The organism is Campylobacter concisus, assembly GCF_002913765.1.
In the GTDB taxonomy this organism is placed as follows: domain Bacteria; phylum Campylobacterota; class Campylobacteria; order Campylobacterales; family Campylobacteraceae; genus Campylobacter_A; species Campylobacter_A concisus_BB.
In genome coordinates this window covers 39,543-62,295 of record NZ_PPCH01000022.1, presented here as the reverse complement: position 1 = coordinate 62,295, position 22,753 = coordinate 39,543, and the positions used below count along the sequence as shown (strand labels likewise).

The 22,753-nt window shown below is 35.3% G+C and carries 22 protein-coding genes, 1 tRNA gene and 1 pseudogene; 19 read left to right on the top strand and 5 right to left on the bottom strand.

The window, feature by feature from the left end:
- Nucleotides 1-82: 82 nt before the first annotated feature.
- On the bottom strand, nucleotides 83-2,398 hold the full coding sequence (locus tag CYO89_RS06110; RefSeq protein WP_103597571.1) for a flagellin: 2,316 nt from the start codon (nucleotides 2,396-2,398) through the stop codon (nucleotides 83-85).
- Between the two features lie 141 nt (nucleotides 2,399-2,539).
- On the opposite strand from CYO89_RS06110, the gene CYO89_RS06105 reads away from it, so the two are divergent.
- The 10 genes from CYO89_RS06105 (at nucleotide 2,540) to CYO89_RS06060 (ending at nucleotide 9,780) form a co-directional block, all read left to right on the top strand.
- Nucleotides 2,540-3,286, top strand: a complete 747-nt coding sequence (locus CYO89_RS06105) for a YaaA family protein (RefSeq protein WP_103597570.1) — start codon at nucleotides 2,540-2,542, stop codon at nucleotides 3,284-3,286.
- Between the two features lie 124 nt (nucleotides 3,287-3,410).
- Nucleotides 3,411-3,713, top strand: a complete 303-nt coding sequence (locus CYO89_RS06100) for an HU family DNA-binding protein (protein ID WP_012001719.1) — start codon at nucleotides 3,411-3,413, stop codon at nucleotides 3,711-3,713.
- A 72-nt stretch (nucleotides 3,714-3,785) separates the two neighbouring features.
- Nucleotides 3,786-3,872: transfer RNA gene (locus CYO89_RS06095), tRNA-Leu, on the top strand.
- Between the two features lie 164 nt (nucleotides 3,873-4,036).
- On the top strand, nucleotides 4,037-5,461 hold the full coding sequence (locus CYO89_RS06090) for a hypothetical protein (RefSeq protein WP_087578719.1): 1,425 nt from the start codon (nucleotides 4,037-4,039) through the stop codon (nucleotides 5,459-5,461).
- Nucleotides 5,462-5,880: 419 nt separating this feature from the next.
- A complete protein-coding gene (locus CYO89_RS06085) occupies nucleotides 5,881-6,096 on the top strand; it encodes an FAD-binding protein (RefSeq protein ID WP_087578718.1) in 216 nt (71 codons plus the stop codon).
- 473 nt (nucleotides 6,097-6,569) lie between these two features.
- Complete coding sequence (locus CYO89_RS06080) at nucleotides 6,570-7,385, top strand: DUF932 domain-containing protein (protein WP_087578717.1); 816 nt, start codon at nucleotides 6,570-6,572, stop codon at nucleotides 7,383-7,385.
- Between the two features lie 11 nt (nucleotides 7,386-7,396).
- Complete coding sequence (locus CYO89_RS06075) at nucleotides 7,397-7,987, top strand: siphovirus Gp157 family protein (protein ID WP_087578716.1); 591 nt, start codon at nucleotides 7,397-7,399, stop codon at nucleotides 7,985-7,987.
- 10 nt (nucleotides 7,988-7,997) lie between these two features.
- Nucleotides 7,998-8,663: a Rad52/Rad22 family DNA repair protein gene (locus tag CYO89_RS06070; protein ID WP_087578715.1), complete on the top strand. Its 666-nt coding sequence runs from the start codon at nucleotides 7,998-8,000 to the stop codon at nucleotides 8,661-8,663.
- A gap of 102 nt (nucleotides 8,664-8,765) precedes the next feature.
- Nucleotides 8,766-9,038, top strand: a complete 273-nt coding sequence (locus CYO89_RS06065; protein ID WP_087578714.1) for a hypothetical protein — start codon at nucleotides 8,766-8,768, stop codon at nucleotides 9,036-9,038.
- A gap of 124 nt (nucleotides 9,039-9,162) precedes the next feature.
- Entirely contained in the window at nucleotides 9,163-9,780 is a 618-nt protein-coding gene (locus CYO89_RS06060) for a YagK/YfjJ domain-containing protein (protein WP_087578713.1), read from the top strand.
- 32 nt (nucleotides 9,781-9,812) lie between these two features.
- On the opposite strand, the gene CYO89_RS10600 is transcribed toward CYO89_RS06060, so the two are convergent.
- Both CYO89_RS10600 and CYO89_RS10595 read right to left on the bottom strand, forming a co-directional pair.
- The gene (locus CYO89_RS10600; protein ID WP_223155820.1) at nucleotides 9,813-10,490 is read right to left on the bottom strand and encodes a DNA-methyltransferase; all 678 of its coding nucleotides are present in this window, start codon (nucleotides 10,488-10,490) and stop codon (nucleotides 9,813-9,815) included.
- Nucleotides 10,491-10,568: 78 nt separating this feature from the next.
- Nucleotides 10,569-11,600 (bottom strand): annotated as a pseudogene (locus CYO89_RS10595) (DNA cytosine methyltransferase); the annotation flags it as partial.
- A 95-nt stretch (nucleotides 11,601-11,695) separates the two neighbouring features.
- Here CYO89_RS10595 and CYO89_RS06050 point away from each other — a divergent pair.
- Both CYO89_RS06050 and CYO89_RS06045 read left to right on the top strand, forming a co-directional pair.
- Nucleotides 11,696-12,928 carry an HNH endonuclease signature motif containing protein gene (locus tag CYO89_RS06050; RefSeq protein ID WP_087578712.1) on the top strand — a complete coding sequence of 411 codons (1,233 nt, stop codon included), beginning with the start codon at nucleotides 11,696-11,698 and terminating at the stop codon, nucleotides 12,926-12,928.
- Nucleotides 12,929-12,966: 38 nt separating this feature from the next.
- Nucleotides 12,967-13,584, top strand: coding sequence for a hypothetical protein (locus CYO89_RS06045; RefSeq protein ID WP_087578711.1), 618 nt, complete (start codon nucleotides 12,967-12,969; stop codon nucleotides 13,582-13,584).
- A 22-nt stretch (nucleotides 13,585-13,606) separates the two neighbouring features.
- On the opposite strand, the gene CYO89_RS06040 is transcribed toward CYO89_RS06045, so the two are convergent.
- Complete coding sequence (locus CYO89_RS06040) at nucleotides 13,607-14,785, bottom strand: site-specific integrase (RefSeq protein ID WP_087578710.1); 1,179 nt, start codon at nucleotides 14,783-14,785, stop codon at nucleotides 13,607-13,609.
- Between the two features lie 463 nt (nucleotides 14,786-15,248).
- On the opposite strand from CYO89_RS06040, the gene CYO89_RS06035 reads away from it, so the two are divergent.
- The 7 genes from CYO89_RS06035 (at nucleotide 15,249) to CYO89_RS06005 (ending at nucleotide 21,855) form a co-directional block, all read left to right on the top strand.
- Complete coding sequence (locus tag CYO89_RS06035) at nucleotides 15,249-16,154, top strand: AEC family transporter (protein ID WP_021088201.1); 906 nt, start codon at nucleotides 15,249-15,251, stop codon at nucleotides 16,152-16,154.
- Nucleotides 16,155-16,217: 63 nt separating this feature from the next.
- A complete protein-coding gene (locus tag CYO89_RS06030) occupies nucleotides 16,218-16,565 on the top strand; it encodes a pyruvate kinase (RefSeq protein ID WP_103597568.1) in 348 nt (115 codons plus the stop codon).
- A 9-nt stretch (nucleotides 16,566-16,574) separates the two neighbouring features.
- Nucleotides 16,575-17,237: a response regulator transcription factor gene (locus tag CYO89_RS06025; RefSeq protein ID WP_002940533.1), complete on the top strand. Its 663-nt coding sequence runs from the start codon at nucleotides 16,575-16,577 to the stop codon at nucleotides 17,235-17,237.
- On the top strand, nucleotides 17,230-18,399 hold the full coding sequence (locus CYO89_RS06020; RefSeq protein WP_103597566.1) for a sensor histidine kinase: 1,170 nt from the start codon (nucleotides 17,230-17,232) through the stop codon (nucleotides 18,397-18,399). The genes CYO89_RS06025 and CYO89_RS06020 overlap by 8 nt, the downstream gene beginning before the upstream one ends.
- A gap of 126 nt (nucleotides 18,400-18,525) precedes the next feature.
- Nucleotides 18,526-20,001, top strand: coding sequence for an aldehyde dehydrogenase family protein (locus CYO89_RS06015; RefSeq protein WP_103597564.1), 1,476 nt, complete (start codon nucleotides 18,526-18,528; stop codon nucleotides 19,999-20,001).
- Between the two features lie 125 nt (nucleotides 20,002-20,126).
- A complete protein-coding gene (locus tag CYO89_RS06010) occupies nucleotides 20,127-20,843 on the top strand; it encodes a metallophosphoesterase (protein ID WP_103597563.1) in 717 nt (238 codons plus the stop codon).
- The gene (locus CYO89_RS06005; protein ID WP_103597561.1) at nucleotides 20,830-21,855 is read left to right on the top strand and encodes a hypothetical protein; all 1,026 of its coding nucleotides are present in this window, start codon (nucleotides 20,830-20,832) and stop codon (nucleotides 21,853-21,855) included. Before CYO89_RS06010 ends, CYO89_RS06005 begins: the two co-directional genes overlap by 14 nt.
- A 75-nt stretch (nucleotides 21,856-21,930) precedes the next feature.
- Here the strand turns inward: CYO89_RS06005 and CYO89_RS06000 are convergent, their stop codons facing one another.
- Nucleotides 21,931-22,752 carry a YihY family inner membrane protein gene (locus CYO89_RS06000; RefSeq protein ID WP_103597559.1) on the bottom strand — a complete coding sequence of 274 codons (822 nt, stop codon included), beginning with the start codon at nucleotides 22,750-22,752 and terminating at the stop codon, nucleotides 21,931-21,933.
- Nucleotide 22,753 lies beyond the last annotated feature (1 nt).

Genomic DNA, 22,753 nt, shown 5'->3' with positions numbered 1-22,753 from the left:
CCTTTTGTTAAAAAGGCTTATTATAGCACGCTTGAGTTTAATTTTTAAAAAATCAGCAAGCTAGGCCTGCTGATTTATCATTTTAGTTTAGGTAGTTTAGCAAGCTTAGTTGATTTATCTTAGCGCTTGCTTGAAGAGTAGCTTGATATGAGAGTGAAAGCTGCGTAAATTTAAGGTATGACTCTGCATAGTCTGCGTCTATGACGTCATTTTTAACAGTTAGCACATTTACTTTCATAACCTCTGCACGCTGATTTGTCGCCGTTAGAAGCTTTGTTTGAGAGCCTATCTTTGTAAGCTCTTTATTTGCATGATCTACCAAGTGATCTAGCCTTTTTAAAGCGCCTTGCATACCTGTATTTCGTGGGTCGTGATTGTTAGCGTCTGCTCTATAGTAGCCATTTCTAACGGCAAATATCATATCATCAAGGTCTTGAAAGACACTTGTGCTTGGCTCATCGATAGTTAAAGCATTATTTTCGTTAAAGCTAAATACTGAGCCCTTGCCTTGAGGGTGGCTTGCAGCACCAGCGGTGTTCATGCCAGTGCTATCTCCGTCAAATATATCTCCATTTTTCGCATCATACATAGTAAGCTCTATATTTGTGACAGATTTTGTCTTGTCAGTTAAAACCATCCTGCCTTTATCATCTAAATTTACCTCTACTGCGCCTTTAGTCTTTGACAAAGCGTCTTTATAGGCATTGTAGTTTTGATCTCTTCTTACCTTTTCGATATCTGTATCAAAGTTTGCATTCTCTACGTTTTGAGGATCAGGGATGTTATCGCTTGCAGCCATCGCTACGATATCCATTAGCTGACGATATGTAAAGTCGCTTGCATAGGTTCTGTAACTGCCAAATTCATCTGAGTTATAGACGGTCAAATTTCTAGTTGGAGATACCACACCAGCAGCTGTTGTTGATGTTATTTGAAACTGCACTGGGGTATTTACGCCACCTGCTTCGCCCATTTTTACTTTGATGTCGTAGGTCGTGCCAGTGATTGATTTTACTTGAAGACCTATCTCTTGATTATCTATGTTGTAAAGCTCTCTTTTTCTAGCATCGACATCTTTTGGGTATAAATTTCTATTGTAGCTCTCTTTTGTGCCAGAAACCTCACTTAGTTTGGTCTGATCAGTTGCAAACTCGCCTGTTCTTCTAGCTACTTGAGGTAAATTTGCTATTAATTCATTGTCTTTTCGCTCAAATCTAACCTTGTCATAGTCAAATGCGTTTGTTAAATTTCCATCTTTATCAAGGTATTTGCTCTTTGTAAATTCAGTTATATGAACCGTTTTTGGCACAGCATTTGCCATATTTTCAAGACTTTGTAGCGAATTTATCGTATCAAGTGTATTGTTTGGAGCTATCGCGCCACGATTTGCCGCCACAGAAGTAGCTGCAACCATGTGAAAGTCTATCGTTTGATTACCTTTAGTAAGGTCTTTTATATTAAATTGTCCGTCGTTATTTATGCTCACATCGACAACTTTTGTCGTCTTTGTGTTGCCAAATTCCATACCGATCTTCTCCATCAAACCAGCCATTGACGTATCAGCACTCATCTTAAATTTGCTAGTAAATGTTGTGCCGTCTGGCTTTTTGCCTTGCATGAAAAAGTATGTGTCAGGGAAATTTACATTTGAAGTATCCAAAAAGTCAAAATCAGGCTCGATCGTGCCTTTGTAAGAGCCGTCACTGCCCACAACTGAGTCGCTTGCGTAGTTTAGACCGATCATATTTTTTATCTTGCTATTTTCATCAAGATATTTTGGCGCATAAGCGATGTCTGTTCTAGTTTGATCAGCTAGCATCACGTTTGTTGTTAAAATTTTGTTGTAGTCGCCATCTTTTCCTAAAAATAGATCAAATCCTGGGATATTGTAAGGTAGCTCAACCTGCGCACCGGCTGAAGTTTTCATATAGTCGCGGTTGCCTTGATATTTACCTGAGCCATCGATCGGCTTAGTATCCACAGCACTTCCTGAGAATAAAAACTGCCCATTTATAGAGGTATTTGCGATATTTACAAGGTGGTTTTTGATGCCCTGAAGGTCGTTTGCCAAAGCTTCAAGAGATGTTGTGCTATGCACGTCGCTGGCTGCTTGAACGACTTTTGTTTTAAAATTTTCAAGCTGTTTTTCAAATTCTTTCAGCGCATTGTCCGTGTTTTTTGCAAAATTTACTGACTTACCAGTAGCATCAGCCACTTGAGTGAGAGTGGTCGCTTCATAATCAAGCCTCATAGCATCGTTATAAACCGCAGCACCGTCGTATGGATCTTGAATTTTTAGTCCGTTTGAGAGCTGCTGATAGCTTTTATTTACGCCAACCATATTTTTTTGATAGTCGTGCAAAGTCTGACTAAAACGTAGTTGATTTGTAATTCTCATAATTTTTCCCTAAATTTTTATTCACTCTAAGCAAGAATAATTCCGCTTTGTGATATATCGGTGAAAATTTGATTTTTTTTAGTGCAAAAAAGTTTTATTGTATAATCTGCCAAAATTTACATATATAAAATAGGAAAGAAAATGGCGTTAAAAATCCTCTTCTCACCAAGCGAAAGCAAAATTTCTCTAAATACAAATGATAAATTTGATGGTAAAAAATTGATATTTTCTGAGCTTTTTAACAAAAGGGCCGAAATTTTAAAAAGATATGATGAGTTTTTAAAAAGTGCAAATTTAGACGAGATAAAAAAGCTTTTTGGACTAAAAGAGCTTGAAGATAGCGAGCAACTGCGAGAAAGCCTTTTTCAAAAAGGTAGCATAAAAGCTATCTTAAGATATGACGGCGTTGCCTATAAACACCTAAACTACTGCGGACTAAGCTTTGAGGCTCAAAAATATATAGATAATAATGTTTTGATATTTTCAAATTTATTTGGACCAATTTTAGCAAAAGATGAGATAGCTGAGTACAAACTAAAGCAAGGCGAAAAGCTAGCTGGCTTTGATATTTGTAAATTTTATGAGCAAAATTTTAGCAAGGCAGTCGATAGCTTTTTAGAAAATGATGAAATTTTAGATCTTAGGGCTAAATTTTATGAGAAATTTTATGCGGTAAAGAAAGAATTTACGACATTTTGCTTTTTGAAAAACAAAAAGATACTAAGCCACCATGCAAAAGCTTATAGAGGTGAGGTTTTGCGCCAGATCGCAAATGCTAAAGTGGCAAACAAAGATGAGCTAATGGCTTTAAATTTTGAAAATTTAAAGCTTGTAGATATGAAAAAGATAGGGCTAAAAAACGAGCTTACGTTTGAAATTTGCGAGTGAAAGTTTAAAATTTGGTCTTTTTTACTAAAAAAATGCAAAAAAAGAGCTAAATTTAGGGAAAAAGTATTGTATTTTTTTTTAAAAGAGTGTAGAATTGCCGCATAACTTCTTAAAAGGATGGTTCATGAAAAAAGCTGAATTTATTCAAGCGGTTGCCGACAAGGCTGGTCTTTCAAAAAAAGATACTCTAAAAGTTGTTGATGCTACTTTGGAGACAATCCAAGCGGTTCTTGAAAAAGGCGATACAATTAGCTTTATAGGCTTTGGTACTTTCGGTACTGCTGACAGAGCTGCAAGGAAAGCTAGAGTTCCTGGAACTAAGAAAGTAATCGACGTTCCTGCTAGCAAAGCAGTCAAATTCAAAGTTGGCAAAAAACTTAAAGAAGCAGTTGCTGCTGGTGCTGCTAAAAAAGGTAAAAAGAAATAATTTTCTTTTTCGGGGAGCAAGTCTCCCCTTTTTTCTTTCTTCTCACAAACCTAAAAATTCAATCTTAACTTAGCCCGAGTGGTGAAACTGGTAGACGCGTCAGACTCAAAATCTGGTAAGGGCAACCTTGTGTCGGTTCGAGTCCGACCTCGGGCACCATCGATAAAATCGGCTTCCAAATGTTTTCAGCAACTTTTAAAAATTCTAAAAATTAATCTAGGGTACACATTAGGGTACACTTTTTTTTGGTATTTTCTAATTTTGGCTATAATGATTAAAAATAAATGTTGTATAATTTTATGTTTTGGCTTTAAGGAAAATATATGCAATCACACTCGGTAGAATATACTGGATACAAACTGAAAACAAACAATAATACAATAGTATATAGCTCTGTACCACTTTATAATTTTCCATATTACAACACACTGATTGACGCTATTCAAGCGAGCCACAATATTTTAATGGAATTAGAACAAAAATTTAGCATTTTTTGGCTTGATAAGGCAGGTAAGATATGCCATTGCAGTAATAATATAGTTAAAATCGTTAATAAAAATGACTTATCTCAGCTTTTGTCGTCGCTTCTCGGTAGGGATATATATGTTTTTAGAGATAAGCTGGAATTAGAAAACAAAGCAAGAAAGAAACAGTTGCCGTTAAACAGCATATTTCTTGTGTCTACTCTTCGTATTGTAGATGAATATGTATTTACTATTGATAACTACTCAGGCTTTATAAATAATATTTTTGTAAATAATGTTTATTCTAGAAATATTTTTATACGTTCTATGTATCTAAATACAAACAAAAGAAGCGATATACAATTTTCGATTATTATAGAATATCTATATTATATCTCTAATCGTAATATAAACAAATTTAATCATATTATGAGTTGGCTATCTAATTTTGTTAAACGCATAAGTATGGTAACGGATACACCTACTGACCATCCTACAAATAATATATTGATTTTTGTTGCAAATGAATATACTGGAATAGAAATATTACTAAATAAAATTTTAATTCCCCTGTTCGGGGAATATAATTGTGTAGAAATAAACGATGACACAATAAGCAAAAAAGACACAAAAGAACAAATAAAAAATAAAATTTTATATATTATTAAAGATATAAGCCAAAAAACTATAGCAAATAAAAACAAGAAGGAACTGCTAGAAAAAATTATCTGCCCTGATAATCTTTTTTTTAATAATAATCTCAAAATTATTATTACCAAAGAAAATTATTTGCCTTATAATATCAAATGGGAGTATGCTACTTTTAAAATTTCTAATCGTATAGATGATTTTTTACCAAATTTTGGCATCAGCACAATTGAAGAATTGGAAACGAAAACTTTTATAGATGTAAGTAACTTTGCTAATATTTTAAGAGCCTATATCCTAACAGATTATACTGCACTTACAAAACCAAAAGACATAGATATAACAAAAAAACCAGGTCTGGAAGATAGTATTGCCAAATTTGCAGATGAACTTAAAAATGACCACAATTTATTTACCAAGCTACAAGAGTTGTGCTCTGAAAAAGACTATATAAAAATAGCAAAACTTTACAAAAGACACAAAAAAGTTGAAAGAAAACATATATATCAACTTTTTAAATACAGATACGATTACGATATTAGTGCCACTGCTTTATATAAACATTTGGCTCAAATAGACGCAATCTCCTTTGAGACAGTTAAAGCTCCTGGCGGAGCAAAATGTTTTATACTTTGAAAATTTAACTAAGCAGCTAGTAATTTTATATTAAACAAATATTTATAAGATATTACATTATAAGAAACAATTTGTCTTGTTTTTTATGGTGTTTTTTGATTGTTTTTATATAGTTTCTAAAAATATAATAGAAACAAAAATTTTGTTTCTATATTAAAATAGAAATATTTAAGAAATTAAATAGAAATATGTTGTAAATATCTATGTATAAGTAATTTTATTATTTTTTGTTTCTATTTTTATAAAAATATATCACAGCATAAAATATATATAAAAATACAACTATTTAGCCATATTTTATCTAAATATAAAATACAATACTATTGTTATATTAATATATAACGTAAATAAAAGTTATATATTTTTTTTATTTTTACAAACACACTTCCATTGATAAAATCAAATCTAAGGATTTTAAAATGGAAAACTACACAGACTATGATTTATTACTCCCAAAGGGTTTGCTATTTAGCATAAAGGATATTGAAGACATGAGCTTGATAAAATCTGATATGCTAAAAAAGCTAATCTACAATAGAGAGATAGAAGTTGTCAAGATAGGCACTAAGAATTTTATAAGCAGACAGGTGCTTATAATGTTTTTAGAGAAAAATACCATAGCCGCCCTAAACTAAACCAAAATTTTCATAACCTAATTTTATACACAATCCCAAACATATTACATTACAAAAGTATTTTCTGCCTAGTGCAGATCCACTCCTGCGGCGTTATTTGCCGTAGGAGTGGTGCAAAACTGCAAAGTGAAAAAATTTCAATTATATATTATTTATATAGGCATACGCCAAATATCTTTTAAAAGGAGCAAAAATGAAAAAGGGTTGCTTTTATCCGAGAAAGCGAAGGTCTTGGCTTAAAGAGCTGTTTTGTAAATTAGTACGCAAAATATGTGGAGACAACAGATATGAGCTTTGACGTTGTCGAGCTAGAAGTGGCTAATTTTAGGGTTTTAGGTTTTGGAATTTTTTCATTTAACAAAAAGGCAAAAATAAATATACAAGGAGTGTAAAATGGGTTTAATCTTAACAATAGCGATAGCTGTCGCAGAGATTATAAAAGAAAATTTGGACAAGAACACAGGAGATAAGATATGAAAATTTTTAACGAAGCATTAAGTAACGAGCAGTTAGAGAAGTTGGCTCCGTCTTTGTTTGCGGACGAGCCATATTTTGAAGCAAGTGAGAAGTATCACTTTATATCTACAATTGATGTTATAGAAGCTATTAGAGAGCATTCGTGGTATCCAGTAGGTGTTAGCGAAGCAAGTGTGAGAGACGAGAAAAAAGACGGCTTTCAAAAACATTGCGTTAGGTTTCGCCACCTAGATGACCTTTTAAAGCCTAGCGAAAATTCAGTTGAGCTTTTGCTCTTTAACTCTCACGATAGAAGCAAAAGTTTTAGTATAAGCTTGGGTGTGTTTAGGTTTGTGTGTGCTAATGGCTTGGTGGTAGCTGATGAAATTTTTGGCTCGTATCAGATTAGGCATTTGGGCGAAAGAGATAATGACGTGTCATTTGCCATTGAGCATATAGCCCAAGCTAAGCATCAAATTTTAGATAAGATAGATTTGTTTAGCAAAATAGAGTTAAGCAAAGATGACAAAGCTAGTTTTGCAAAAGCAGTCATACCGCTTAGGTTTGAAAGTCATTTACAAGTTGATTTTAACGATTTGTTAGTACCACATAGGGTAGAAGATGAAAAAGACGACTTATATACTACGTTTAACACCATACAAGAGCACCTCATCAGAGGTAATCTAAGCGGCACAAATACGCAGACAAATAGGCGTTTTACAAGTAAGGAAATAAAGTCTATCAGCACTGATACGCAGATAAATCAAAGACTTTGGAGTCTAGCAGAAAATATCGCCAAGATAAAATCAACAGCAAACAGACAAGTAGCATAAAAGGAAATAGTGTGAAACTACTAAATTTTCAACTACAAACCGATATAGAACGGTTAAGTCCAGACAAGCCAACGCAATATTTTAAAGAGCATCTTAGAAGTATTTTACAAGATACAAGCACAAGCTACTTTAAAAAGTGCGACTATGTAGGTTTATCCCTAGCCGAAGTGCAAAATAAAATTGACAGCATATCACGCGATATACAAGAGCTAGGAGAACTAAAACGAAACTTAGCACAAGCCTTAAATATCGCTAAACAAATCACGGCTGAGATTTTTATGGAAAATGGCATTGACAGAATTGACGGTAATATCATATCATCACTAACCTTAACAAAAGAGAGTGTAAGGGTCAAGGACGAAGTAAAAATTATAGACGAAAACGCACTTTTAACGCTTGGCTATGTTAAGCATGAGCTTGACTTAGAAGCCGTCGAGCAAGCTTTAAAAGGCGATAAAAGATCCAAGATAAGCAAATTTGCCGAAGTTTTAAGCACTAGAACCATAACACCAGCTAGGGTTAAAATCAATCAAAAGCGAGAAACAAAGACTAAAATAACTGAGATTTCGCCACTAGATGAGCCATTTGCGGTGGCAGTATAGGAGAGCAAAGATGTTTAACGAAAAGCAGAGTGAAATTCTAGCCAGCAAGCTAGACACCAGCAGGATAAAAACTAGACAAAAAGCCAACGTAAGCCTTTCATACTTAGAAGGCTTTGATGTTATAGAGAGTGCAAATGCCATATTTGGCTTTGGTAATTGGAATTATAGTATCATGGCACTAGAACAAGTATCGCAGGAAATAAACAATAATCAAAATTTAGTTATCTGCTATAAAGCGATAGTAAAAGTTGAAGTTTTTAGCATAGACCACGTTAGTTTTGTAGTCCGTCAAGATGTAGGCTTTGGTACTGGTGTGGCACGAAGCCCAGCGGACGCACACGAAAACGCTGCCAAAGAAGCAGTAACAGATGCATTAAAAAGGAGCTTACGAACCTTTGGCAATCAGTTTGGTAACTCGCTTTACGACAAAAGCAGACAAAGTCAAACACAACAAAACAAAACACAGCCAACTCAAAGCGCAAGGATACAAGCCCAAAGACAAGCAAACGACCAAATAGCCTTACGAAATTTAGGCTTACAAGCGATAGAAAAAGACGGCTTTTTACTACTAAATGGCAAAGATGTGTTTGCCAAAAGAGACGAGATAAAGCTACTTGGTTTTAAGTGGGATAATAGCACAAAGCAATGGTATAAAACCATCGCAAATGCCGCGTAGGCAATACACTCAAAGTCTAAAAAGGCTTTGAGTGTATTTATTTTTTCGTTAAATTTTATATTTATTTGTATATACTTTTAAAAATATATATAAAGACTTAAAATGCGAACAGCAAAGATATTTAAAAGTGGTGGCTCCATGGCTATACGCATGCCAAAGCCTACGCAAAAGTCCACAGCAGTAAAAGATAAAAATAGAAACGCAGGCGAGATAGATATGCAGTTAGCAACAACCGCCATAGCAAATAATCTAACGCTTATCACAAACAATGAAAAAGATTTTAACTATATTGAAATTTTAAATACTCAAAACTGGGGCAAATACCCCAGTTTGTATCTCCATTTTATTTTTTGTCATAACTCTGTATATCTTTGATATTTAAAACATCAATATTTTAAGCTTCATTTTATATACACCTGCTCCACCCTGTCAAGAGTTTAGAATTTAGCTTAATAAATATTATTTAATTTAAATATAAATTAAATATAAAGGATATAAGATGTCTAAGAAAAGAAAGATACAAAGAAGACAAGAGAGTTTAAACGGATATATAGATAAGATGATAGAGACTAACTCTAGACTAGACATAGTTAGACTTGATTTATATTACAAACAAGAAAGCAGAGATGAGATAAGCTTAGAAAGTTTTAGTAATGATATAAATCATCTTAACTCTAACAAGCGTAGCAATGCCATATTTGACAACATCAAAGGATATATCATTAAGATAGAACAAGGTGATAAAGGAAACAACCACCTACACGCACACGCTTTGTTTTTCATTAACGGACAAAAACACAAAGAGCAAAATGCTGCAAATAAAGCCAATCAGATAGGCAGATACTGGAACGATGTCATTACCAAAGGTAAAGGTGCATATCATAACTGTAACTTAAACGAATACAAACACAATGCGACAGGCAGGATTAACTACGACGACCATAAAAAGATAGAAATCTTAAAGCAAAATGTAGTTAGCTATCTTTGCAAAGGCGAACAAAGCATAACCACACCTGACGGCAGTAGTATTAAAGCTTTAAGACGTGGTTTAATACCTAAAAAGACGAACAAAGGCAGACCTAGACGTTTTGTAAAACAAGGTGCAAGCGATATATAAAACAAAGCCGTACGTAGTCTGCTGTGCTTCCATTAATATACCAAAAGTGATTGATTACTTAATCTATTTAAAGCTATATTGTAGTATTTTTCAGATAGTTCAATGCCTAAGAATTTCCTACCATTGTTAATAGCGGCAACACCTGTACTGCCACTCCCCATAAAAGGGTCTAGCACCAAGTCGTTTTCGTTTGTGTGTATCTGCATTATTTCTTGCATAACCTTTAAACTTTTTTGGGTTGGGTGCTCTGTTCTCTCAGAGCCACTGACAACAGGTGCTGTATATATTGCACGTAGGTATTTTTTATCATCTGGTTTATTAAAAACCCATTTTGCACCTTTTTTTATCGCCCAAACGGCAAATTCCATATCCTGAACATATCTTCTGTCAATATTTCTAGGCATTGGATTGCTTTTTTGCCATACCAAGATATCCTTAACTTCACAATTGCTATTTTCAAGAGTATCGCAAATATGACTTAAGAACCTATAAGAACAAAAAATTATAAAAGAACCATTATTGTCTAAAATTTTAGAATAGCTTTTTATCCAACTAAAAAGGTCAAAGTTCTTATCCCAATCTCCAAAATCAACCCCTTGTCGTTTTGCTTTATTCATAGTCGAAAAGTTATTATCTTTTGAGATATTATAAGGTGGGTCTGTAATGATATGATTTACTTTAAGTCCTTGTTTTATAAAACTCTCCACCATAGAGTAGGCATTTGAATTGTATATAGTGAAGTTTTTTTCTATACGCTGTTCTTGATTTACTTGGTTTGCAATACTATCTGCTAATGCCTTGGCTAGTAACGGCGGAACTGCGTTTCCTATCTGCTTACACACTTGTGTTTTTGTCCCTTTAAAGTAAAAATTATCGCTAAAACTCTGAATTCTTGCAGCCTCTCTTGGTGTTATTGCTCTATGAAGCACTGGGTGCGAGTTTCTACCGTTGCTTGGAGTATCAAATCTGGTATCTATCGTAGGGCTAACATCATCCCAGACTAATCTACCCCAGGTTGTAGAGAATTTTTGCTTACCGTGTAGATGTTGTGGCAAATGCTCTTTACCGCATTCTGGTGGTATCATTTTTAGCTTGTTTATTGCCATTTTAGAGTGATTAGATGCTATATGATACTGCAATTTAGTTGCTCTCATCATCTTTTGATATTCGCTTTGTGGCTTCATTTTATAGTCTGTTTCCACTGCCCCTTCTCCACTTTCCAAATAGCTAAGGTCGCTAATGGCATCTCTTACATTTACTAAGCTACTACTTTTACTTGGAAAATCCAAAAATAACTCTTTATGTGCTATAAAAAAAACTCTTTCTCTATTTTGAGGAACACCATAATCTTTTGCATTTAGAATTTTGCAATTTACTGCATAGCCCATATTTTTAATCTTGTTTATAATCTCTTCTCTAAAATAACCACCTACTGCATTGTATAAATTCTTTACATTTTCTATTATAAAAATTTCTGGATTTACTCTCTCTACTAGCTCTAAATACTCTAAAAATAAAAAATTTCTCTCATCATCAAGACCTAAATTTTTACCTTTTAAACTAAAACCTTGACAAGGCGGACCACCTATTATCATATTTACTTTTAACTCTTTTGCTAAATTTACAACCCTATTTTTAACTTCTTTATTTGTTATATTGCCGCAAATACCAACCGCTTCTTTAAAATTATAACTAAATGTATCTATTGCTGCTTTTTCAAAGTCAAGACCTATAACAGTTTTAAACCCGTTATTCTGCTCCAAACCATATGAAAAACCACCAGCTCCGCAGAACAAATCCAAAATTCTATACACTGCCATACTCCTGAGGGATAACTTTTTTGTCCCTCAATTTTATTGTATATTTTCTTTATTTTTTATAAAATCCAACAATTACAAAAAACTAAGGATAGAATATGAAATATTTAAAAGTATCGGATTTTTTAACATCTAAAACAGAAATGCCATTTTTGCTCGGTGCTTTTTATGGCAGGTATTGCTTTACAGATGACAATACTCTTATATATACTCTATCCACATACAAGACATCATCTTATGTACCAGATGAAGCCTTTTACAAAAAAAGCAAAATTGACTATTTGGAGCGACTAAATTTTCAAAGTGAAATCTCTCAGTGGCACATTAATAACAATAAAAATATAAAGAGAGCAGAATTTGTATTTGTTCTAGAAAATGACCTAGGGCTAACCCAGCACCAATTTTTTGCTAGGCTTTATACTAAAATTTTATTAAGCGACTTTACAAGCAACAATAAAGCCTTACAAGATAGACAAAAATTTACACGAGCGTTTTTCGAGTTAAGGGGAAGCATTGACACAACAAGACCATTATTAGCACAGGATTATTTTTATAACAGCATTCCAGAGTTAAAAAGAATAAGTCTATTTCTAGATAATATAGGTTTATCTATAAATGTTTTAAATATAAATTTTAGAAATTTACAAGCTCAATATGTCTCTGGCGAAAATCGTAGAAACACCCAGCTAAGAGTAAATCTGTACTGGTACTTAGAAAAAATGGGGCTTATGAATATTTATAAAGCAGAAATCGTAAAGAAAAATTTTGGAATTAATTATGTAGATAGTGAAAAAGGATACTATAAATTTGATTGTGAAGCGCCAGCATTTAACCAAAATAGTTTTCAAGAGAGAATAAACTTCTACTCTACTCGTATTTTGGATAACGACTTAACGGAAAGAGATATTAACAACCTTAGAAAAGAGCTAAACTTTGACGAAGATATAAGCAATGATTTTAAAAGAAATATGAATATAACACAAATCGTAAGATACCAAACAAAAGATGAATGTGCTGCTTGTAAAAACAAATACAACATTGCAGACAGAAGTTTCTTACTGAGAAAATTCCCAGAGAGATATTATACAGAAATTCACCATTTCGTATCAGTAGGTAAAGAAAAAGAATTAGATGTTATAGAAAATTTAACAAAATTATGCCCAACTTGCCATAGGGCTTTAGGGCGTGGCAAAGCAAGCAAACAATACCAAAAAGAGTTAATTAAAAATATCATAAATGCAAATGAGCACAATTTAGAATTTGCTAGTCTTATATTCGAAAGCGACGATAAAGATTATTTAATTCAAAAAGTATATGAGAACTTAAAATAACCATAAAAAAAATATTCTTAAAAGTATAGGAGTAGCATATGAGTAATTATATGGTAAGCAACACAAGATATTCTGAAAACTTAGCAATAGAAATTTTAAAAAAACTTGATATAGTAGCAAAGCCAAACAATCTTAATAATATAACAAATGTAGATTTGTTAGCCGGCGATAAAAACATTAGAATTGATGTTCAGTATTCACAGGATTTTTTAAAATATGGTGATTTAAGAATAGATTTTGTTTCAGCATATTCCATTGGATGTAGAAATAATTTTTATCATAACCATACAATATTTCAAAATTTTGAATCGTTTTATGGCTTTAAAGTAGATAAAGTAGGTAAATACTTTCAGGTCGATTATTTAGATGCCGTAATTATTCTTTTTTATAATAATAAATTAATACAAGACAATAGTATGCCAGATAAAATTTTAATCATCAAGAGAGATGATTTATTAGGATATTTAAACAGCAATATACCAAATATTATAAAAACACTAAAATTAAATCACAAAGAAGAGCTTGGGGATAAACACGGATCTGCATTTATTCCTATAAATATAGAACAACTTGTGCAAAGTGCTTCGTGTTATTATGGCTCAATATCCTACCTAATTAGCAAGAAAAGTGATATAAAAAAATATTTAAACTGCTAAATTTTTTAAGAGATATGTGCATTTAATTGCTTTTTACCCTTTTAAAAAACTCATCTAGGCTCTCAGCCGCCACTTCGCGTCTCACTTTTGAATAGCGTTTGGTTACGCTCGTAGTCGTATGACCCAAGATAGAAGCTATCTGTTCTAATGTCTTGCCTTCTGAAACAAGCACTCCACCTATCAAATGTCTCAAATCGTGAATGCGAATTTTTATCCCAAGTTTTTTTATAAGCTTTTGCCAATGGCCCCTGATGGTGCCTTTATCCATCTTTTTATCTTTATCAGTTACTGCGTGAAACACTAACCCACTATCACGCCTACTGATATTTTTAAGCGTATTTATAAGCTCATCACTTAGCTTATAAGTCATCGGCTTTCTTACCTTATTATTCTCATACCTTATATTATATGTTTTGCTACTAAAATTTATATCTCGCCACTCCAAACTAAGAACTTCATTTAGTCGCCTACCGTGTGAGAGCCACACGAAAATACTTCTAAACGGCTCAACTGGATAGCTATAAAGCGTATCGTATAGCTCTTTTAGCTTGTTTTCATCTAGTTCGACATTGATTTGGTTGTCGAATTTTGGTATCTGTATAAGCGTGGCTGGATTTGTTTTAAGCGTGCCATCTAAAACATATAGATTAAACATCGGTCTTAGGGTTTCTTTAACAGACTGCGATGTTCTAGGACTTTTACCCATATCTAGCATTTTATTTACGATGTTTTGCAACATTTCAGTCGTGATGTGAGTTATCGGCTTTTTAGCTAGATTGCTATCAGACAGAAGCCACTTTTGCGTAAAGAGATTATAAGAAGCGAGCGTATTTGCCGATAGTTGATTTTTCTTCATAGCCATATATCTGTCCCACGCTTGACTTAGCGTAGGTATTCGCACTTTTACCTCTTTATGCTTACCTTCTTTTAGCTTCGCTAATAACCCCTCCCTTTTTGAAGCCACCTCTTTTATAGCCTGTAAAAATGTAATCTTTTTACTAAATGAAAATGTCTTTTTGTTTTGAACTCGCATACCACTTATATTTACGATAGTAATTCTTAAAACTATTTTATAATCCCTATTGATATAAGTCGGAGCCTTTCTTATCGTCTTACCGCTAAACAAATCATCATTATTCACAAAGTATATATTTTTACAATCTGCATTATCAAGGTCTATCTTTATAAGCTTATCCGCCATTTTATTTCGCCTAAAATTTTACTAGGGTACACATTAGGGTACACACTTTTATAGCATATTATATATATTTATCACTTACAAAAAAATTATGACAGTTTTTAAAATGCGATATACAGGGCTTTTATAAAAAGTTATAGTTAGTTGTAATTTGTATAGACCCCAGACTCAAAATCTGATAAGGGCAACCTTGTGTCGGTTCGAGTCCGACCTCGGGCACCATTAAATTTTTCTCAACTACATCAAATTTAAAAAACAAAAATACGAATAAATTTAAAATATAGATACAAATATAAAATTTTATATTGCAAGTTACTTCAAAATAAAAAGTAAAAAGATAAATTTTGTGTAAAAAGCTCTTTTAAACACAAACTAGACAATAAATTTTTGAAAAAGTTTATTGTAATTTAATCTTTTGGGGCATATAATCAATTTTTTGTAAATTCCAAACTTAAAAGAGACTGCTATGAATTTCACACCACTTTTTGCAATATTTTTTATAATCGCAACTGGTTTTTTTGCTAAAAAAGTCGGCATTGTTGAGCAAAAGCACTCGATCCCATTTGTGGATTTTGTCCTTTGTTTTGCAATGCCTGCGCTAATCTTTGATAAAATTTACCACGTAAATGTCGATGCCTCGCTTATAAACACGATCCTTATTGGCTTTGCTTCAACCGCCATTAGCGCCGCTTTGGCATTTGTCATAGGTAAGATTTTTAAATTTACCAAAATAACAACCGTCAGTATGATCATGCTAAGCCTTTTTGGTAACACACTATTTGTCGGTATGCCTGTCATTCAGGGCTTCTTTGGCGATGCGATGGTAAATGAGGTCATCTTTTATGATCAAATAGCCACTGGTATCCCACTTTCGATCCTTGGACCACTCATCCTATCTTTTGCCGCACCTGAGAAGGTTTCGCTATTTCAAAATACAATGAAAATTTTAAAATTTCCACCATTTATCGCGCTCATTATGGGTCTTGTCTTAAAAGAAGTCCCGCTTCCAGATTTTATCTTTGCGCCACTTAGGATGTTTGAAGGTAGCGTCACCCCAGTGGCACTTTTTGCGATCGGCGTTGGTCTTAACTTTAGCAGTATCACAAGCTCATATAAAGGCGTTAGCGTCGTGCTTTTGTGTAAGATGATATTGCCAGCTATCGTATTTTTCATCATATTAAAAGTCTCAGGCATCCAGATGAGCAAAACTTGGGTCGTTGGTCTCTTTCAATGTGCGATGCCAACATCAGCTCTTGCAAGTGCGATGGTCATAAAAGCTGGACTTGATAGCTCACTAGCCATCTCATCAGTTGCTATTGGCGTGCTTTTTTCATTTATCACGCTTCCAGTTATCTATTTTGTATTTGCGTAAATTCACACTTATTTCACACTAAGTGACTACAATTGCAACATAATTTAATTTAAAGGAGACTTTATGAAAAAGTTAATCTTAGTTGCACTTGGTGCTATGTTTATGTTTGGCGGTCTTGCAAATGCTACTGAAATGATGCAAAAGGACAAGATGGGCAAAGATGAGATGATGAAGAAAGAGCAGATGATGAAAGATGATATGTCTAAAAAACATCCTGTCAAAAAACACGAAGCTAAAAAAGAAGACATGGGCATGAAAGACGAAATGAAAAAAGACGACATGGGTATGAAAAAAGACGACATGGGTATGAAAAAAGACGACATGGGTATGAAAGACGAAATGAAAAAAGATGACATGGGTATGAAAAAAGACGACATGGGCATGAAAGACGAAATGAAAAAAGGCATGTAAAGGCACTTGATGGTCAGAATTTTGCTTGTTGAAGATGATGAAACATTACTTGATCTAATAAGCGAGTATCTGGGCGAAAATGGTTACGATGTCACCACTACAAACAATGCCAAAGACGCACTAGATCTTGCATACGAGCGAAATTTTGACCTACTTATACTAGACGTCAAACTCCCGCAAGGCGACGGCTTCTCCCTACTTTCATCGCTACGTGAGCTTGGCGTCACAACACCTAGCATATTTACCACCTCGCTAAACACCATAGACGACCTTGAAAAAGGCTACAAAAGCGGCTGCGATGACTATCTAAAAAAGCCATTTGAGCTAAAAGAGCTACTTATCCGCATGCAAGCTCTCATAAAAAGAAATTTCTCACACCAAAACGGCGAAGATATCAAAATTTTAGATGATCTTTGCTTTCACCCACAGAGCAAAACTCTAAGTAAAAACGGCGAAAATGTAAATATCTCGAGCAAAGAGAGCGACCTGCTCGCCCTATTTTTGCAAAACAAGGGCAAAATTTTAACCAAAGATGAAATTTTTAATAAAATTTGGAAATTTGACGAGGAGCCAAGCGAGCTTAGCCTTCGTGTATATATCAAAAATTTACGCCAAATTTTAGGCAAAGATGCCATTTTAAACAAGCGTGGAGACGGCTACATCTATGTCTGAAAAGACGCAAATTTTATTTAAAATTTTATCCCTCTATCTTGTTAGCTCTGTGCTATTTTTGAGCTATTTTTTTATACACGACTACCAAAATAAAAAAGAAGCACTCATCTTAAACGAGGTAAAAAGCCTAAAAGAGATCAAGATGGGCATATATATGAAAGCCAGGATGAATGGCCTAGACTCGGTCTCAAGCCTCACAAACGAAAAGGGCGTACATGCTTGTATCGTGCTGGAGAATGGTGAGAAAATTTATAAAGATTTTGAGTGCAAAAATATCAACAAAGGCAAAAATGTAAATTTGATAGACGGCAAGGTAGCGATCTTTGAAAAGATCCAGTATATGGAGGACAACGCCACAGACGAGCTCGCACGCGCAGACATCTTTCTAGTTGGCAAAAATATCAACGGCGAAATTTTATCCTTGCAAATTTCGACCACACTAAAGGCTGCATTTTTCCTCTTTGCCCTGCTCTTTGTCGCCTTTTATCTAGCAAAACTAAGCCTAAGACCGCTTTATGAAAAGATAGATACGCTAAATCACTTCATAAAAGACTCAACTCACGAGATAAACACGCCCCTAAGCGTCATCTCGATGAGCATAGAAACGGCTGATCGCAACAACCTAAATGAGCGAAATTTAAAGCGTTTTAACAACATCAGTCTTGCTGCAAAGAGCCTAGGCAGCATCTATGACGCGCTCGTTCATCTAAGCTTTAACCTAGATAAACCAAGCAAAAAAGAGCTAATCGATCTAAATTTACTAACCACACAAAGACTTAGCTACTTCTCGCCATTTTTTGCTAAACGCGGGCTTAAGATAGATGCTAGCCTAAAGCCAAGCTTCATAAACGCAGACCTTGAGGATGTGAGTAAAATTTTAGACAACCTCTTAAGCAACGCCTCAAAATACGCAGCGCCAAATTCAAAGGTTAGCATCGTTTTAGAGCCAAATTTCTTTAGCATAAGCAACACTGGACGCGGCATAAGCAAAGAGGATCAGATGAAAATTTTTGATCGCTACACGAGATTTAACGACGATCAAGGCGGCTTTGGCATAGGACTAAATTTAGTCAAAGAGTGCTGCAAGAAAAATGGCATCGCCGTAAAATGCACAAGCGAGCTTGATGGCGAGACTACGTTTTTACTCACTTGGCAGAGTTAAATTTAAAACCACCCTACTCTAAATAATAAAATTTATTAAAAAAGAGAATTTATATCCAAAATTTATTTTTGATAAATTTTATTAATATTATAATCCTTTTACAAAATCTTAATCAAGGAGAAAAGTATGAAACTACTTGAAAAATACGGGCTTTTCATAAATGGTGAGTGGCGTGACGCAAAAGACGGCGCTACACTTGATGCCAAAAATCCAGCAAACGGCGAGCACCTTGCAAAGATCGCTGATGCTACCGAAGAAGATGTAAATGACGCAGTTCGTGCTGCACGTGAGGCTTTTAATAAATTTAAACACACCACAGTTAGCGAGCGTGCAAAGCTTTTAAACAAGATCGCTGATATCATCGATGAGCACAAAGAGCACTTAGCAAAAGTTGAAAGCATGGACAACGGCAAGCCAATCCGTGAGACGCTAAATGTCGATATCCCTTTTGCAGCAGAGCATTTTAGGTACTTTGCTGGCGTTATCATGGGCGAAGAAGGCAGCGCAAACGTGCTTGACGAGAAGCAACTCTCTATCGTTTTACGCGAGCCAATAGGCGTCGTGGGTCAGATCGTGCCTTGGAATTTTCCATTTTTAATGGCAGCTTGGAAGCTAGCTCCAGTGATCGCAGCAGGCGACGCGAGCGTGTTTAAACCTTCAAGCGAGACAAGCCTAAGCGTGCTTGAGCTATTTAGACTGATAGATAAAATTTTGCCAAAAGGGCTTATAAACATAGTAACCGGCAGAGGCAGCAAGAGCGGCGAGTGGATCAAAAACCACCCAGGTCTTGATAAGCTAGCATTTACTGGCTCAACCGAGATCGGCCGTGATATCGCCATAGCTGCGGCTCGCCGTATCATCCCAGCCACACTTGAGCTTGGCGGTAAGAGCGCAAATATCTTCTTTAGCGATGCAAATTTAGACAAGGCGCTTGACGGTCTTCAGCTTGGAATTTTGTTTAACCAAGGTCAAGTTTGCTGCGCGGGATCGAGAATTTTTGTAGAAGAGAGCTTTTATGAGAAATTTATAGAGGCTGCGGTTAAGAAATTTAGCACTATAAAAGTTGGCGATCCGCTAGATCCTAGCACTCAAATGGGCTCTCAGATCAATAAAAAACAAGCTGAGCAAATCTTAAACTACGTCGAGATCGGCAAAAAAGAAGGCGCAAAAGTGGCAGTCGGCGGCAAAGCCTACACCGCAAATGGTTGCGACAAGGGCGCATTTGTCGAGCCAACGCTGCTAGTTGATGTGACAAACGATATGAGAGTGGCTCAGGAGGAAATCTTTGGACCAGTTGGCGTTGTCATCAAATTTAAAGATGAAGCCGAGCTTATCAAAATGGTAAATGACAGCGAATACGGCCTTGGTGGCGGAATTTTCACACAAGACATCACAAAAGCGCTTCGCGTTGCAAGGTCTATGGAGACTGGCAGGGTTTGGATCAACACTTACAACCAAATTCCAGCAGGAAGCCCATTTGGTGGCTATAAAAACTCAGGTATCGGCCGTGAGACACACAAGATCATCCTTGAGCACTACACTCAGATGAAAAACATCATGATTGACCTTACTGGCAAGGTTAGCGGCTTTTACGCACAATGATTTTAGGGGGTTTTGCCCCCTACTGCTTTAAATTTCATAAATAATTTTTCTTTCTAAATTTATCAGCAAATAACAATCTTTATTTTTAAGTTTAATAGACTAAAATTTGGCGCAAAGGAGAAAATTTGAGCGAGCAAATTTACATTATCGGCGACGTTCACGGCTGTTTTAACACGCTTTTAGAGCTTATCAAGCAGTTTCCAAACAAAGAAAGATCTCAAATTTGCTTTGTTGGCGACGTGATAGATCGGGGGCTTTTTAGCTGCGACGTGGTCGAGCTTATCATGCAAAATGACTATAAAATGGTAATGGGAAATCACGAGCGAAGGCTACTTAGCAATAAATTTGAATTTTTAAACAACAAAGTTCCATTTGACAGGAGCTGGTTCTTTGGAAACGGCGGCGAAGAGACATATAGATCTTATCTTGGACAAAGCGTAGAGTTTAAGCAAAGGCATGTGGATTTTTTAGAAAGCAGGCCAGTTTATCTGGAATTTAAAGATTATAAAACCCAAAATGGCGAGCATCTAGTCGTCTCTCACTCAGCCGTTGGCAATATGTGGGAGCTAAGAAACGACAAATATGCTAGCGAAGAGTTTAAAAGGCACCTACTCTCAGGCAGAGGCGATGAGTTGCAAGTTAGTGGCATATTTAACGTCTATGGACACACGCCAGTAAGAGAGGTAAAATTTTATAAAAATAGCGCAGATATCGACACAGGCTGTGTTTTTAACGAAGTTGGTTTTGATAAACTAAGTGCGTTAGAGTTTCCATCGATGAAAATTTATACGCAAAGAAATGTTGAAAATTTTAACAAAAAGGATAAAGATGTGGTTTTCTAAAAAGAGTTCTAGCTTTGCTAGTAGGGTTGATAAATTTTGGAGCGAGCTTGGTAAAAATTTAGATGCTATAAAGCGTAATTTAGAGGATAAAGAGTACGATACAGCGAGCAAAATGACTGAAGAGGCGCTAAATTTATGTTTAGTAGATCCAACCTTTATGATAGGTATTGTTAATGACAAGATCGATCTAGTGCTCACCCCAGAAGGGATGAAATATAGGCTTTTTTGGCTTAAATTTATCAAATCACGCATGCCAAAAGAGTATGAGGCAAAGCTTACTTGCACGCTTGGCAAACCACGTGCACCACGCGAAGTAGCAACTATACAGATGTATGGCGTGAGTGTTGATGCAAACGAGGTCATGGTCTATGCAAATTTTGAAGAAAAAAGCGTGGATATGTGCCTATACAACGAGACTTTAAGCAAGCTAAAAAGCGAAGATGAAAATAAGGCCTACACACTAGCTTTTATACTTTGCGACAACGTTGTTGGCGAGACGGCGATGATAAACACGCTTGGGGAGTTTGAGATCGTAGATGAGCCAAGAGAAAAAGGCGTCGCACTTACCGACTTTGCCGATCTTATAGATGATAAATTTGGCAAAGAGGCATCAAGCGAGCCGCTAAAGCAGTTTAGCTTTTACGAGCTAGAGCCTCGCTCAGATGCGCTAAGAGATGATGTATTTATGGGCTATACGAGCCTAACCTCGCTACTAAATGAGTACTATGACGGCAAAAGCGATATCTATAATGAAGCCTACGAGCTTGGTATAAATTTCTGCTTTTTAGTATTGTATCACGGCGGCGACGTCCAGTTTGGCGTTGATAGTAAAAATAAGATAGAAGATGAGCTTGAAGGTAGTACTTTTTGCGAGGGCATGGGCGCAGCGACTGGCACTAAGCACTCTTATGTTGATCTTATATGCTTTGACAAAGACGAGCTTGAAAAGGCTGTTAGTAAATTTAGCAAAGAGCTTGATATAAAGATAGAAATTTGCGAGTTTAAACGCTAGATACATAAAATTTCACGTAAAATAATACAAATCATGCTAGCTGGTAAATTTACAAATTGCCAGCTGGCAATAAATTTATCCTTTAAATTTAGAGCTATTTGAGAGATAGGCGCAAAATTTAAGCCCATATAAAAAGATGATCCACGAGATGTAGATCCAGACAAAGAAGAAAAGCACAGCTGAAAATGAGCCATAGACGCTTAGATAGGTCTTGTTGTAAAGGACATAATAGACAAAGGCTGACTTGCCAAGATACCAAACGAGCGAGGCTGCAAACGAGCTAAAAAATGCGCTTTTAAATTTTATCTCGTCATTTACAGAGATGAGATATGTGATGCAAAATATCACCCAGATGATGAGATATGGCACGATGCTTAAGAAATTTATCCAGCTTGTAAATTTAGTCGAGTTTAGCATATCTTGCACAAGTCTTGAGAGATAAAAACTGCCAGCAAGTCCGAGCGGTGCAAGCGTGATAAGCGTCCAGTACGAGCTAAGTGCCGACCAAAATCCCCTAGCCTTACTAGCTCTTGTCACTTTTAAGACTACGTATTCATAATCGCTAAAAAACATAGCTGAAGTAAATATCATCGCCACAAAGCCAACTATGCCTAAATTTCCGCTATTTTGGAGGAAATTTTGCAAGTAGTTTGAGATGATCTCTTGGTTGCTTGGCAAAAGAGCCGAGAAGACAAAGTCTTGAATTTTGGCGTAATAATCCTCAAAGCTAGGAAGTTTTGTAAAGATAGAAAACGATATAAGAAGTATCGGTATGATCGATAAGATCGTGTGAAAACTAAGGCTTGCTGCGTAGTGAAAGAGCTCTTTGTCCTTAAGAGCAGCTAGCAAATTTAAACCACTCTTTAAATCGCTCTTGCTTAAGGACAAACGGCTCATT